13 protein-coding genes are annotated in these 14722 nt (G+C 60.3%); 7 read left to right on the forward strand and 6 right to left on the reverse strand.

Features of this window, described 5'->3' with window-relative positions:
* Window positions 1-8 precede the first annotated feature (8 nt).
* The 4 genes from frr to rpsB form a co-directional block, all read right to left on the reverse strand.
* Entirely contained in the window at window positions 9-566 is a 558-nt protein-coding gene (gene frr, locus AEQ63_RS17765) for a ribosome recycling factor (protein WP_007954771.1), read from the reverse strand.
* Window positions 563-1306 carry a UMP kinase gene (gene pyrH, locus AEQ63_RS17770; RefSeq protein ID WP_003222124.1) on the reverse strand — a complete coding sequence of 248 codons (744 nt, stop codon included), beginning with the start codon at window positions 1304-1306 and terminating at the stop codon, window positions 563-565. Before pyrH ends, frr begins: the two co-directional genes overlap by 4 nt.
* 207 nt (window positions 1307-1513) lie before the next feature.
* Window positions 1514-2377 (reverse strand): translation elongation factor Ts, encoded by an 864-nt coding sequence (tsf, locus tag AEQ63_RS17775; protein WP_016771476.1) that lies wholly within the window; start codon window positions 2375-2377, stop codon window positions 1514-1516.
* A 191-nt stretch (window positions 2378-2568) separates the two neighbouring features.
* Complete coding sequence (gene rpsB / locus AEQ63_RS17780; protein ID WP_003222119.1) at window positions 2569-3306, reverse strand: 30S ribosomal protein S2; 738 nt, start codon at window positions 3304-3306, stop codon at window positions 2569-2571.
* Window positions 3307-3679: 373 nt separating this feature from the next.
* On the opposite strand from rpsB, the gene map reads away from it, so the two are divergent.
* From map to dapC, 3 genes are all read left to right on the forward strand, one after another.
* Window positions 3680-4462 carry a type I methionyl aminopeptidase gene (map, locus tag AEQ63_RS17785; protein ID WP_042606978.1) on the forward strand — a complete coding sequence of 261 codons (783 nt, stop codon included), beginning with the start codon at window positions 3680-3682 and terminating at the stop codon, window positions 4460-4462.
* Window positions 4463-4502: 40 nt separating this feature from the next.
* Complete coding sequence (locus tag AEQ63_RS17790; RefSeq protein ID WP_064364259.1) at window positions 4503-7205, forward strand: [protein-PII] uridylyltransferase; 2703 nt, start codon at window positions 4503-4505, stop codon at window positions 7203-7205.
* Between the two features lie 200 nt (window positions 7206-7405).
* Window positions 7406-8605: a succinyldiaminopimelate transaminase gene (gene dapC, locus AEQ63_RS17795; protein ID WP_064364260.1), complete on the forward strand. Its 1200-nt coding sequence runs from the start codon at window positions 7406-7408 to the stop codon at window positions 8603-8605.
* Window positions 8606-8651: 46 nt separating this feature from the next.
* On the opposite strand, the gene AEQ63_RS17800 is transcribed toward dapC, so the two are convergent.
* Window positions 8652-10283, reverse strand: coding sequence for a Na+/H+ antiporter (locus tag AEQ63_RS17800; protein WP_042606975.1), 1632 nt, complete (start codon window positions 10281-10283; stop codon window positions 8652-8654).
* Window positions 10284-10578: 295 nt separating this feature from the next.
* Between AEQ63_RS17800 and AEQ63_RS17805 the strand changes: the two genes are divergently transcribed.
* The 4 genes from AEQ63_RS17805 (at window position 10579) to AEQ63_RS17820 (ending at window position 13761) form a co-directional block, all read left to right on the forward strand.
* Window positions 10579-10941, forward strand: a complete 363-nt coding sequence (locus tag AEQ63_RS17805) for an ArsC family reductase (RefSeq protein ID WP_141681006.1) — start codon at window positions 10579-10581, stop codon at window positions 10939-10941.
* Between the two features lie 31 nt (window positions 10942-10972).
* Complete coding sequence (dapD, locus tag AEQ63_RS17810) at window positions 10973-12007, forward strand: 2,3,4,5-tetrahydropyridine-2,6-dicarboxylate N-succinyltransferase (protein ID WP_042606974.1); 1035 nt, start codon at window positions 10973-10975, stop codon at window positions 12005-12007.
* A gap of 147 nt (window positions 12008-12154) precedes the next feature.
* Window positions 12155-13360, forward strand: a complete 1206-nt coding sequence (locus AEQ63_RS17815) for an aminotransferase class V-fold PLP-dependent enzyme (protein ID WP_064364261.1) — start codon at window positions 12155-12157, stop codon at window positions 13358-13360.
* Entirely contained in the window at window positions 13357-13761 is a 405-nt protein-coding gene (locus AEQ63_RS17820; RefSeq protein WP_064364262.1) for a SufE family protein, read from the forward strand. The genes AEQ63_RS17815 and AEQ63_RS17820 overlap by 4 nt, the downstream gene beginning before the upstream one ends.
* 104 nt (window positions 13762-13865) lie before the next feature.
* On the opposite strand, the gene tcdA is transcribed toward AEQ63_RS17820, so the two are convergent.
* On the reverse strand, window positions 13866-14684 hold the full coding sequence (gene tcdA / locus AEQ63_RS17825) for a tRNA cyclic N6-threonylcarbamoyladenosine(37) synthase TcdA (RefSeq protein WP_064364263.1): 819 nt from the start codon (window positions 14682-14684) through the stop codon (window positions 13866-13868).
* Window positions 14685-14722 lie beyond the last annotated feature (38 nt).

Genomic DNA, 14722 nt, shown 5'->3' on the forward strand with positions numbered 1-14722 from the left:
CTCGACCCTTATACGGCCATCAGGTCTTTTTCTTTCTCGTCCGTGGCCTTGGTGATCTGGGCCTCGGATTCTTTGGTCAGCTTATCGATATCAGCGATGGCACGACGTTCTTCGTCTTCGCTGATTTCCTTGTCCTTGACCAGTTTTTTCAGCTCGCCCAATGCGTCACGACGAATGTTGCGCACGGCAACGCGTGCGTCTTCGGCGGCACTACGGGCCTGTTTGGTGAAGCCTTTACGCGTTTCCTCGGTCAGGGCCGGCATCGGGATCAGCAGCAACTCGCCCAGGTTGGTCGGGTTGAGGTTCAGACCGGCGCTCTGGATCGCCTTGTCGACGGCTGCGAGCATGTTGCGCTCGAACGCCACGACCTGCAGGGTACGCGAGTCCTTCACGGTGACGTTGGCAACGCCGCTCAGCGGGGTGTCAGTGCCGTAGTAAGGCACCATGACACTGCCGAGGATGCTCGGGTGAGCCTTGCCGGTACGAATCTGGCCGAACGCGTGGTTCAGAGATTCCAGGGATTTCTGCATACGCGCTTGGGCGTCTTTCTTGATTTCGTTGATCATTGTTGGCCTTCCTCGATCAAAGTCCCTTCAGCGCCGCCGTGCACAATGTTCAGCAGGGCGCCGGGCTTGTTCATGTTGAATACGCGCAGCGGCATCTTGTGATCGCGGCACAGGCAGATAGCAGTCAGATCCATTACACCCAGCTTGCGATCCAGTACTTCATCATAAGTCAGATGATCGAACTTCTCGGCATGCGGGTCTTTGAACGGATCTGCGGTGTAGACGCCATCAACCTTGGTGGCCTTGAGCACAACGTCGGCGTCGATCTCGATTGCGCGCAGGCAGGCTGCCGAATCCGTGGTGAAGAACGGATTGCCGGTACCGGCCGCGAAGATCACGACGTCCTTGGAGTTCAGGTGGCGCATGGCTTTGCGGCGATCGTAGTGATCGGTTACGCCGACCATGGAAATGGCCGACATGACGATGGCCGAGATATTGGCACGTTCCAGCGCATCGCGCATGGCCAGAGCGTTCATCACAGTGGCCAGCATGCCCATGTGGTCGCCCGTGACCCGATCCATACCGGCTTTGCTCAGGGCCTCGCCACGGAACAGGTTGCCACCGCCGATCACCAGACCGACCTGGACGCCGATACCGACCAGTTGGCCGACTTCCAGCGCCATGCGGTCCAGCACTTTAGGATCGATCCCGAACTCTTCCGAGCCCATCAGGGCCTCGCCGCTAAGCTTGAGTAGAATGCGTTTATAGCGAGCCTGATAACCACTGCCCTGCTGAGCCATTGCGAATCTCTCCTGCGGCGTATTTAAAATTCTTTGCGAGCTGTTTACAGCTGGCGTTCACTCTAGCTTGGCGCTGCTGCAGCGCCATCGGAACATGGCTTTGTAAGTCAGTTCCGGGTGGAAACCAAATAAAATTGGTAACCCATCTGAAAAGAGGCTGCGCGCGTAAGCGGGCAGCCTCTTTCGGGCGACAGTTGAAAAACCGTCTTATTGCTTGGCGGCAGCCAGCTGGGCAGCAACTTCTTCAGCGAAGTTGTCGACCGGCTTCTCGATGCCTTCGCCTACTTTGAAGTAAGTGAAGGAAACGATTTCAGCACCGGCTTTCTTGGCCAGTTCGCCAACCTTGACTTCAGGGTTCTTGACGAACGCCTGCTCGACCAGGCTTGCTTCTGCCAGGAACTTGCTGATACGGCCCTTGACCATGTTCTCAACAATGTTTTCCGGCTTGCCTTTGATCTTCTCTTCGTTCAGCTGCAGGAACACAGCTTTCTCACGCTCGATCGCTTCGTCGGAGACTTGCGAAGGCAGCAGGAACTCAGGGTTGCTTGCCGCAACGTGCATCGCGATGTCTTTGGCCAGCTCGACGTCACCGCCTTTCAGGACAACAGCAACACCGATCTTGTTACCGTGCAGGTAAGTGCCGACAACGTCACCCTCTACGCGTACCAGACGACGGATGTTGACGTTCTCACCGACTTTGGCAACCAGAGCTTCACGAGCCGATTCCTGAGCGGCGATCAGCGGAGCTGCGTCGGTCAGTTTTTCGTCGAAAGCTTTTTCTACGCTGGCAGCAACGAAGTTCTTGAAATCGTCTTGCAGGGCCAGGAAGTCGGTCTGCGAGTTGACTTCCAGCAGCACGGCTGCCTTGTCATTCGATTTGATGGCGATTGCGCCTTCAGCGGCAACGTTGCCGGCTTTTTTCGCAGCCTTGATGGCGCCCGAAGCACGCATGTCATCAATGGCTTTTTCGATGTCGCCGTCAGCCTTTTCCAGGGCTTTCTTGCAATCCATCATGCCTTCGCCGGTACGCTCGCGCAGTTCTTTGACCAACGCTGCAGTAATTGCTGCCATTTTCAAATTCCTCTTGGATAGGTTTTCAACCATTCCACCCGATCGAACGGGCGTTCAATTCTTCCCGAACCACCCATGTTGGCTGCCGCACATGACAAATACAGACGTGGGCGCCGACAAATGGTTTTCGAGGTGGCAAAAAGGGGGCCAAGCCCCCTTTTTGCTTACTGAGTCAACGCCAGGGGCGTCGATTACTCAGCTGCAGCCTGAGTTTCTTCAGCTGCGAATTCAACAGTACCGCCAGCAACATTGTTGCGACCACGGATCACTGCGTCAGCCATCGAACCCATGTACAGCTGGATAGCGCGGATTGCGTCATCGTTGCCTGGGATGATGTAGTCAACGCCTTCCGGGCTGCTGTTGGTATCGACAACGCCGATGACCGGGATGCCCAGCTTGTTGGCTTCGGTGATCGCGATGCGCTCGTGGTCAACGTCGATCACGAACAGTGCGTCTGGCAGACCGCCCATGTCCTTGATGCCGCCCAGCGAACGATCCAGCTTCTCAAGATCACGGGAGCGCATCAGCGCTTCTTTCTTGGTCAGCTTGGCGAAAGTACCGTCTTCGGCTTGAACTTCAAGGTCACGCAGACGCTTGATGGAAGCACGAATGGTCTTGAAGTTGGTCAGCATGCCGCCCAACCAGCGGTGATCGACGTACGGCGAACCGCAACGTGCTGCTTCTTCAGCAACGATCTTGCCAGCGGAACGCTTGGTGCCGACGAACAGAATCTTGTTTTTGCCCTGGGCCAGACGCTCTACGAAAGTCAGAGCTTCGTTGAACATTGGCAGGGTTTTTTCAAGGTTGATGATGTGAATCTTGTTACGCGCGCCGAAAATGTACTTGCCCATTTTCGGATTCCAGTAACGGGTTTGGTGACCGAAGTGCACACCGGCCTTCAGCATATCGCGCATGTTGACTTGGGACATGATAGTTCCTTGATAAGTCGGGTTTGGCCTCCACGTATCCCAATGACCAACCAGAGGCATAAAGCCCAAGGCACCCAGGTCATCGTGTCGACACGTGTGTGGATTTAAGCTTTTCGGGGCATCCCCGGAAAGCGGCGCATTTTATACCACAGGGTGCGCAGAAACGGAACCCGGAATCTGTATTCGCACCCGCGACCGGGGCGCGGCCCCCTTGGAATCGGCCTGACGGACTCCATTGTATAGAGAGAAGCCAGACATGCAGGCGCGGATTTGCGCCTCCCGTCTGGTAGAATCGCGTTTTTCAGGGTCGCACAATCCACACCTGCCACCCTATTCGTATCCGTAAGCGCCGCCGAGCGCAGAGAGAGCCTGTATGACCGTCAACCTCAAAACCCCCGAGGACATCGCTGGCATGCGTGTCGCCGGCAAACTGGCCGCCGATGTGCTGGAAATGATTGCCGAACACGTCAAGCCGGGCGTGACCACTGATCAGCTCAACCAGATCTGCCACGATTACATCGTCAATGTGCAGGAAGCCATCCCTGCCCCGCTCAACTACAAGGGTTACCCGAAGTCGATCTGCACTTCGATCAACCATGTGGTCTGCCACGGCATCCCGAATGACAAGCCGCTGAAAAACGGTGACACCCTGAACATCGACGTCACAGTGATCAAGGACGGCTACCACGGCGACACCAGCCGCATGTTCCACGTCGGCGAAGTACCGGTCTGGGCCGAGCGCCTGTCGCAAGTCACTCAGGAATGCATGTACAAGGCCATCGAGATCGTCAAACCCGGCTGCCGCCTCGGCGACATTGGCGAAGTGATCCAGAAGCACGCGGAGAAAAATGGTTTCTCGGTGGTGCGCGAGTTCTGCGGCCATGGTATCGGCAAGGTTTTCCACGAGGAACCGCAGATCCTGCACTACGGTCGCGCCGGCACCGGCATGGAACTGAAGGCTGGCATGACCTTCACCATCGAGCCGATGATCAACCAGGGCAAGGCCGACACCAAGGTACTGGGCGACGGCTGGACGGCGATCACCAAGGACCGCAAGCTCTCGGCCCAGTGGGAACACACCCTGCTGGTCACCGACACCGGCTACGAGATCTTCACTTTGCGCAGCGATGACACCATCCCGCGCGTCTCGGCCTGATTCACAGAACGCTCCCAGCCTATAGAAGGAAAGCCAATCGATGCCGCAGGTGGATCCCGAACTCTTCGACCGCGGCCAGTTCCAGGCTGAACTGGCCCTCAAAGCGAGTCCTATCGCGGCGTTCAAGAAGGCGATCCGCCAGGCCCGCGAGGTCCTCGACACGCGTTTTCGCAATGGCCGCGACATCCGCCGCCTGATCGAAGACCGCGCCTGGTTTGTCGACAACATCCTGCAAAAGGCCTGGGAGCAGTTCAACTGGAGTGAAGACGCCGATATCGCTCTGGTGGCAGTGGGCGGCTACGGTCGCGGCGAACTGCACCCCTACTCCGACATTGATCTGCTGATCCTGCTCGACAGCGCTGACCACGAAGTTTTCCGCGATTCCATCGAGCGTTTTCTTACGCTGCTGTGGGACATCGGCCTGGAAGTCGGCCAGAGCGTACGCTCGGTCGACGAGTGCGCCGAAGAGGCCCGCGCCGACCTGACCGTGGTCACCAACCTGATGGAAAGTCGCACCATCTGCGGCCCCGAGCGTCTGCGCCAGCGCATGATCGAGGTGACGAGTACCGCGCACATGTGGCCGGCCAAGGAGTTCTTCCTGGCCAAGCGTGCCGAGCAAAAGGCCCGTCACCACAAATACAACGACACCGAGTACAACCTCGAACCCAACGTCAAAGGTTCGCCCGGCGGCCTGCGCGATATTCAGACGATTCTCTGGGTCGCCCGCCGTCAGTACGGCACCCTCAACCTGCGCGCGCTCGCTGGCGAAGGCTTTCTGGTCGAGAGCGAAAACGCCCTGCTCGCCTCCTCCCAGGAATTCCTCTGGAAGGTGCGTTATGCCTTGCACATGCTCGCCGGCCGCTCCGAAGACCGGCTGCTGTTCGATCATCAGCGCACCATTGCCGGGCTGCTCGGTTTCGAGGGTGACGACGCCAAACAGGCAGTCGAAAACTTCATGCAGCAGTACTTCCGCACGGTGATGAGCATCGCCCAACTCAGCGACCTGATCATTCAGCATTTCGAGGAGGTCATCCTCGCTCCGGAAGATGAAGCGCCGTCGCAACCGATCAACTCGCGCTTCCAGTTGCACGACGGTTACATCGAAGCCCGCAATGACAACGTGTTCCGCCGCACGCCGTTCGCCATGCTGGAGATTTTCGTGCTGATGGCCCAGCAGCCGGAAATCAAAGGCGTGCGCGCCGACACGATTCGTCTGCTGCGCGAACATCGTCATCTCATCGATGACAACTTCCGCAACGATATCCGCAACACCAGCCTGTTCATCGAGCTGTTCAAGTGCAAGATCGGCATCCACCGAAATCTGCGGCGGATGAACCGTTACGGCATTCTCGGGCGTTATCTGCCGGAGTTCGGCTTTATCGTCGGGCAGATGCAGCATGACCTGTTCCACATCTATACAGTCGATGCACACACGCTGAATCTGATCAAGCACCTGCGCAAACTGCAGTACACCCAGGTCTCGGAGAAATTTCCGCTGGCCGCCAAACTCATGGCCAAGTTGCCCAAGCCCGAACTGATCTACATGGCCGGCCTGTACCACGACATCGGCAAGGGCCGGCATGGCGATCACTCGGAGATCGGCGCGGTCGATGCCGAAGCGTTCTGCCAGCGCCACCAGTTGCCGGTGTGGGACAGCCGCCTGATCGTCTGGCTGGTGCAAAACCACCTGGTGATGTCGACCACCGCGCAGCGCAAGGATCTGTCCGACCCCCAGGTGATCCACGATTTTGCCCAGGCGGTCGGCGACGAAACCCGCCTCGACTACCTCTATGTGCTGACCGTGGCCGACATCAACGCGACCAACCCGACACTGTGGAATTCATGGCGCGCCAGCCTGTTGCGCCAGCTCTACACCGAGACCAAACGAGCCCTGCGCCGGGGTCTGGAAAATCCGGTGGACCGCGAAGAGCAGATCCGCCAGACGCAGAGCGCCGCGCTGGACATTCTGGTGCGCGGTGGCACCGACCCGGACGACGTCGAGCAACTCTGGGCGCAACTGGGCGACGACTATTTCCTGCGTCATACCGCCGGCGACGTCGCCTGGCACAGCGACGCGATCCTGCAGCAACCGGTCGATGGCGGGCCTCTGGTGCTGATCAAGGAAACCACCCAGCGCGAGTTCGAGGGCGGCACGCAGATCTTCATCTATGCCCCGGACCAGCATGACTTCTTCGCCGTGACCGTGGCGGCGATGGACCAGCTCAACCTGAACATTCACGACGCCCGGGTCATCACTTCGAGCAGCCAGTTCACCCTCGACACCTATATCGTGCTCGACAACGAAGGCGAATCGATCGGCGACAACCCGGCGCGGATCAAGCAGATCCGCGAAGGCCTCACCGAAGCCCTGCGCAACCCGGACGACTACCCGACGATCATCCAGCGCCGCGTACCGCGCCAGCTCAAGCACTTCGCCTTTGCGCCGCAAGTGACGATCCACAACGACGCCCAGCGTCCGGTGACCGTGCTGGAACTGACGGCGCCCGACCGGCCGGGCCTGCTGGCGCGGGTCGGGGGAATTTTCCTCGAGTTCGACCTGTCGCTGCAGAACGCCAAGATTGCGACCCTGGGCGAGCGCGTGGAAGACGTGTTCTTCATCACCGATGCGCACAACCAGCAGCTGTCCGATCCGCTGCTGTGCAGCCGTTTGCAGGATGCGATCGTCGAACAGCTGAGCGTCAACCAGGAACCAGATATCAAACTTTCGCGGATCAGTATCTGAATCAATGAATTTTCCTGTCGGACCGACCAGCGCCAATGACAGCCTGACAATGAAACCCTGTGGGAGCGAGCCTGCTCGCGAAGCGGTCATTCAGCACACCAATGTTGGATGGACCACCCTCTTCGCGAGCAGGCTCGCTCCCACAGGGCGCGTTCCAGCCTGATATTGTGCCTGTCCCTCCGACATCGACCGAGGCCCCGATGAACAACGCTCTTAACCAGCTCCAGCCGTACCCGTTCGAAAAGCTCCGTGCCCTGCTCGCCACCGTCACGCCGAACCCGGACAAGCGTCCGATTGCCCTGTCGATCGGCGAGCCGAAACACCGTTCACCGAGTTTTGTCGCCGAAGCCCTGGCGAACAATCTGGATCAGATGGCGGTGTACCCGACCACCTTGGGCATTCCGGCCCTGCGCGAAGCCATCGCCGGCTGGTGCGAGCGTCGCTTTGGCGTGCCGAGCGGCTGGATCGATCCAGCGCGCAATGTGCTGCCGGTCAACGGCACCCGCGAAGCGCTGTTCGCCTTCACCCAGACCGTGGTCAACCGTGGCGACGATGCACTGGTGGTCAGCCCCAACCCGTTCTATCAGATCTACGAAGGCGCGGCGTTTCTCGCCGGGGCCAAGCCGCATTACCTTCCATGCCTGGATGAAAACGGCTTCAACCCGGATTTCGATGCCGTTTCGCCAGATATCTGGAAGCGCTGCCAGATCCTGTTCCTGTGCTCGCCCGGCAACCCGACCGGCGCGCTGATTCCGGTCGAGACCTTGAAGAAGTTGATCGCCCTCGCCGATCAGTACGACTTCGTGATTGCCGCCGACGAGTGCTACAGCGAACTGTACTTCGACGAGCAAACCCCGCCGCCGGGCCTGCTCAGCGCCTGCGTTGAACTGGGCCGCAACGACTTCAAGCGCTGCGTGGTCTTCCATAGCCTGTCCAAGCGCTCCAACCTGCCGGGCCTGCGTTCAGGCTTCGTTGCCGGCGATGCCGACATCCTCAAAGGCTTCCTGCTCTATCGCACTTACCACGGTTGTGCGATGCCGGTGCAAACCCAACTGGCCAGCGTTGCCGCATGGAATGACGAAGTGCACGTGCGCGCCAACCGCGCGCTGTATCGCGAGAAATTCGATGCGGTGCTGGAGATCCTCAGCCCGGTGCTGGACGTGCAGCGTCCGGATGGCAGCTTCTACCTGTGGCCGAATGTGCAGGGCAATGATGCGGCGTTCTGCCGTGATCTGTTCGAGCAGGAGCATGTGACCGTGGTGCCGGGCTCGTATCTGTCTCGCGATGTCGATGGCGTCAATCCTGGCGCCGGCCGTGTGCGCATGGCATTGGTTGCGCCGCTGGCTGAATGCGTTGAAGCCGCCGAACGAATTCGCGACTTCATCACCCGACAGCAGTGATCAGCAAACGCTTGCAGCAGCGGCCCTGCTGCAAGCGTTCAAACAGCTATTTGACCTGCCCCAGATTCGCCTCGCTCAAATCCAGTTCCCCCAGCACTTCTCGCAACACGTCATCACCGATCTGGTGCTGACGGCTCAGGCTGTAGAGCTCGAGCCGCTGCGCCCTTAGCGCTTTCAACCGCAAGCGCCGCTCAAGCAGATCCATCTGGAACGCCAGCGCCTGGGCTTCGGCGGAATCGTTGAACACATCGAGTTGATGACGATATTCGGACATGATCCGCGCCTTGAGCTCCGCTGCCAACGCCGCTTGCGCAGCATCCTGCGGCACCACCTCTTCGGTTTCCAAGGAATGAATCGCGGCTTCAGCGGTCTTGCGCCAGGCATCACGCACTTCCTGGCGACGCTTGTCGTCCGGACTTTTTTCGATACCGCGCAGCAGCAAGGGCAGCGCAATACAGGCCGAGACCAGCGACAGCAGGATCACCCCGGCAGCGATGAAGATCAGCAAGTCGCGTTCAGGAAAAGCCTCGGTGCCGATCAGCATCGGCACCGACATCACGCCCGCCAGCGTCACCGCCCCGCGCACACCGCCTACGGTCAGCAACCAGCAGGAGCGCGCCGTCGGCACTTGCGTCAGCTCGCCCTTGCCGCGCAATCGGCGCAATAACACCGACAAACGCCAGATGCTTTGCACCCAGATGAACCGCAGCAGCACCAGCGCCACGAAAATCGCCAGTACATCGAGGCAGCGATAGAACAGCGTCGGCCACAGCGTCGGTTCGTGGCTGACCACGGCTTTGATGATGTCCGGCAATTGCAGGCCGAGCAGCAAGAAGATCAAGCCGTTAAAAGCAAATTCGAGCAATGACCAGACGCTGCGATTGAGCAATCGCGTGCTGGTCTGGCGTGGCAACAGATCGAGCCAGCTCTGCATCATCCCCGCCGCCACCGCCGAAAGAATGCCCGAGGCGCCCAGACGTTCCGCCAAGACGTAAGCGGCGAACGGCAGCAGCAACATGAACACCACGTGGGTCGCCGGGTCGTCCCAGCCACGCGCGATCATCCACGCCCGCAGGCGCCCGACCAGCCAGCTCAGCGCCACGCCGACCGCCAGGCCGCCCAGCGCCACCGCGACGAACGTCAGGCTGGCATTGGTCAACGAGAACACCCCCGTGACCGCTGCAGCGAGGGCGAACTTGAACGTCACCAGACCCGAAGCGTCGTTCATCAGCGCCTCGCCTTGCAGCATGTGCATCAGCGGCGTCGGCAAGCGGTTCTGCGAAATCGCTGAAACGGCTACAGCGTCCGTCGGCGACAACACCGCCGCCAGAGCAAAGGCCACCGGCAACGGAATCGTCGGCAACAGCCAATGGATGAAATAGCCGGCGCCGACCACGGTGAACAGAACAAGGCCGACCGCCAGGGTCAGGATCGGTCCGCGCAATTGCCAGAGCGCACGTTTGGGCATGCGCCAGCCATCGGAAAACAGCAACGGTGGCAGGAACAGAAACAGGAACAGCTCGGGATCGAGGGCGACGTGCAGGCCCAGGTTCGGCCAGGCGAGCAAGGCACCGGCGGCGATTTGCACCAGCGGCAACGGCAGCGGGATGACCCGCCCGACCAGGCGCGAGACGCTGACCAGCATCAGCAGGATGAGGACGGTGTAAGCAGTTTGCATAAAGCGAAAATCTCAGGCGATCGACAGCGTTGAACTGCCATATTAGCCCCTTAGGCTGTGGCTGACCGTTGCACCTATGTCGCACGGCCGGAACGCGACCCCATTGTGGGAGCGAGCCTGCTCGCGAAAGCGGTCGTTCAGCGCACTGAGATAATGACTGACATGGCGTCTTCGCGAGCAGGCTCGTTCCCACAGGGTTTTGCATGGTCAAATCGACCTGAGGCGCCGCGAAACCGTCCGGTCATGGCATAATCCGTCACCATTTTTTTCCAGCCCCTGTAAAGGGGGCGATTCCTTGGCCGTTTCAAGTAAAACGTTGCACCTTTTCGGCATCAAAGCCTGCGACACCATGAAAAAGGCGCGCACCTGGCTCGATGAACACGCTGTCAGCTATGACTTTCACGATTACAAGACCGCCGGCATTGACCGTGAGCACTTGACCCAATGGTGCGACGAGCACGGCTGGCAAACCGTGTTGAACCGCGCCGGCACGACCTTTCGCAAACTCGACGACGAACGCAAAGCCGATCTCGACCAGCCGAAAGCCATCGAACTGATGCTCGCTCAACCCTCGATGATCAAGCGCCCGGTGCTCGATCTCGGTGACCGAACCCTGATTGGCTTCAAGCCAGATATCTACGCGGCCGCTCTGAAGTAAGCAGCCCGTCACTCTTCGTAGAGGTATTCACATGTCCAATTCCCTGTTCAGCATCGCCTTTGGTGTCGGCACCCAGAACCGTCAAGGCGCATGGCTGGAAGTGTTCTACGCACAGCCACTGCTCAATCCTTCAGCCGAGCTGGTCGCGGCGGTTGCGCCGATCCTCGGATACAGCGAAGGCAACCAGGCCATCACCTTCACCACCGCCCAGGCTGCGCAACTGGCCGAAGCGGTGAAAGGCATCGATGCCGTGCAAGGCAAGCTGCTGACCCGTCTGGCCGAAAGCCACAAGCCGCTGGTCGCCACCCTGCTGGCCGAAGACGCGCAACTGACCTCCACGCCTGAGGCCTACCTCAAGCTGCATCTGCTCTCGCACCGCCTGGTCAAGCCGCACGGCGTCAGCCTCGCCGGTATCTTCCCGCTGCTGCCGAACGTGGCGTGGACCAGCCAGGGCGCGATCGACCTCAGCGAACTGGCGGAAATGCAACTCGAAGCGCGTCTGCGCGGCGAACTGCTGGAAGTGTTCTCGGTAGACAAGTTCCCGAAAATGACCGACTACGTGGTACCGGCCGGCGTGCGTATCGCTGATGCAGCACGTCTGCGTCTGGGCGCTTACGTCGGTGAAGGCACCACCGTGATGCACGAAGGTTTCATCAACTTCAACGCCGGCACCGAAGGCCCGGGCATGATCGAAGGCCGCGTTTCCGCTGGCGTATTCGTCGGCAAGGGTTCGGACCTGGGCGGCGGTTGCTCGACCATGGGCACCCTGTCGGGCGGCGGCAACATCGTGATCAAGGTCGGCGAAGGCTGCCTGATCGGCGCCAACGCCGGTATCGGCATTCCACTGGGCGACCGCAACACCGTCGAGTCGGGCCTGTACGTGACCGCCGGCACCAAGGTTGCGCTGCTCGACGAACACAACAATCTGGTCAAGGTGGTGAAGGCGCGTGAGCTGGCCGGTCAGACTGACCTGCTGTTCCGTCGCAATTCGGTAACCGGTGCTGTGGAATGCAAGACCCACAAATCGGCGATCGAACTGAACGAAGCGCTGCACGCTCACAACTAAGCGCCTGGACGATCGATTGTAGGAGTGAGCCTGCTCGCGATAGCGGTGTATCCGTTGCGGATTTGTTGACTGACACACCGTCATCGCGAGCAGGCTCACTCCTACAGGTTTGGCGTACATCCCGCCCAATTTCACAGGGCTGAACCCATGATGATTCCCTCCCCCTGGCGCGCCGATTACCCGGCCATCGCCGCGCTGCAACGGCAAGACCAGACCTATCTGGACAACGCCGCCACCACGCAAAAACCCCAGGCCCTGCTCGACGCACTGACGCATTACTACGCCAATGGCTCGGCCAACGTGCATCGCGCGCAACACCTGCCCGGCGCCCATGCGACGCAAGCGTTCGAAGACAGTCGGCGCAAGGTTGGCCAGTGGCTGAACGCGGGTGACAGCGGGCAGATCATTTTCACCCACGGCGCCACCAGTGCGTTGAATCTGCTGGCTTACGGTCTCGAGCATCTGTTCGAGCCCGGCGATGAGATTGTCATCAGCGCTCTGGAGCATCACGCCAACCTGCTGCCGTGGCAGCAACTGGCGCAACGCCGCAACTTGAAGCTGGTGATCCTGCCGCTGGACGTAGACGGCCTGATCGACCTCGCCGCCGCCGTGCAGCTGATCGGCTCGCGCACACGTTTGTTGGCGGTCAGCCAGTTGTCCAATGTGCTGGGTGCCTGGCAGCCACTGACCGCTTTGCTCGGCATGGCCAAGGCGCAGAACGCTCTGACCGTGGTCGATGGCGCGCAGGGTGTGGTGCACGGTCGCCATGATGTGCAGGCGCTGGGTTGCGACTTCTATGTGTTCTCCAGCCATAAGCTCTATGGCCCCGATGGTCTGGGCGTGCTGTTCGGGCGCAACGCTGCGCTGGAGCAGGTGCAGCCATGGCAATTCGGCGGCGAGATGGTGCTGGACGCCAACTATCACGATTCGCGCTTTCGCCCGGCGCCACTGGGTTTCGAGGCGGGCACTCCGCCGATTGCCAGTGTCATTGGCCTAGGTGCGACCCTGGATTATCTGGCCGGGCTGGATCAGCCAGCCGTGTCGGCCCACGAAGCGGCGCTGCACGACTATCTGCTGCGCGGCCTCGCTGCTCGTAATGGCATTCGTCTGCTGGGCAAGCCGCAATTGGCGCTGGCCAGTTTCGTCGTCGAAGGCGTGCACAACGCCGATCTCGCGCACTTGCTGACCGAACAGGGCATCGCCGTGCGCGCCGGGCATCACTGCGCCATGCCGCTGATGAAAAGCTTCGAACTGGCCGGCGCGATTCGCGTGTCGCTGGCGCTGTACAACGATTCGGAAGATCTCGAGCGCTTTTTCGAGGCCCTGGATCAGGCGCTGGAGTTGTTGCGATGAGCTTGCCGGTTGAAGCAGCCGAAGCGCTGCAGACTTTTCAGAATGCATCGGGCTGGGAACAGCGAGCGCGGTTGCTGATGCAGTTTGGTGATCGTCTGCCGCCGTTGGCTGACGCGCAAAAGTGCGAGGCCAATCGAGTGCATGGCTGTGAAAGCCAAGTGTGGCTGGTGGGGGATTTGCGCGACGGGCACTGGCAGTTCAGGGCGAGCAGCGATGCGCGGATGATTCGCGGGTTGGTGGCGTTGCTGCTGTTACGGGTTAACGGGTTGTCGGCGGCTGAGTTGCGGCAGGTGGATCTGCCGGAGTGGTTCACTCAGTTGGGGTTGTCGCGGCAGTTGTCACCTTCGCGCAGTAATGGCCTCAATGCCGTGCTCACGCGGATGAATGAGTTAGCTCAATAAAAGCGGCTGCTCCGCAGCCATCGCGAGCAGGCTCACTCCTACAATTTGGAATGCGTTCCCCTGTAGGAGTGAGCCTGCTCGCGATAGCGCCCTCAGCCTCAACTTCAAGCCTGAGGTTTTACTCGGTCAGCAGGGCGCCGCACCCCCGCGACGATCTTGTCCACAGCCTTGGTCGCCGCGACCATGCCGAACGTCGCCGTGACCATCATCACCGCGCCGAACCCGCCGGCGCAGTCGAGCTTCACGCCGTCGCCGACAAAACTCTTCTGCAGGCAAATGCTGCCGTCCGGTTTCGGGTAGCGCAGCTGTTCCGTGGAGAACACACACGGCACGCTGTAGTGCCGGGTCACGGTGCGGGAGAAGCCGTAGTCACGGCGCAAGGTCGAGCGCACTTTCGAGGCCAGCGGATCGTTGAAGGTGCGGTTGAGATCGCAGACCTGAATCAGCGTCGGGTCGATCTGCCCGCCCGCGCCGCCGGTGGTGATGATCTGGATCTTGCGGCGTTTGCACCAGGCGATCAGCGCCGCTTTGGCGTTGACCGCATCGATGCAGTCGATCACGCAGTCGATGTTCGGCGTGATGTATTCGGCCATGGTGTCGCGGGTAACGAAATCGGCCACGGCGTGCACCGTGCAATCAGGATTGATGCCGCGCAGACGCTCGGCCATCACCTCGACCTTGGGTTTGCCCACGGTGCTGTCCAAGGCGTGCAATTGGCGGGTGGCATTGCTGACGCAGACGTCATCAAGGTCGAACAGCGAGATCTCTCCCACCCCGCAACGGGCCATGGCTTCCGCCGCCCAGGAACCGACGCCACCGACGCCGACGATCGCCACATGGGCAGCGCGCAGGCGTTCCAGGCCCTCGATGCCATACAAACGGGCGATGCCTGCAAACCGCGGATCTTCTGTACTCATGACCATTACCCCAAAAACCGGCGCGCATTATAGGGCTACGCAGC

It is taken from the genome of Pseudomonas sp. RIT-PI-o, from assembly GCF_001297215.1.
Taxonomy (GTDB): domain Bacteria; phylum Pseudomonadota; class Gammaproteobacteria; order Pseudomonadales; family Pseudomonadaceae; genus Aquipseudomonas; species Aquipseudomonas moraviensis_A.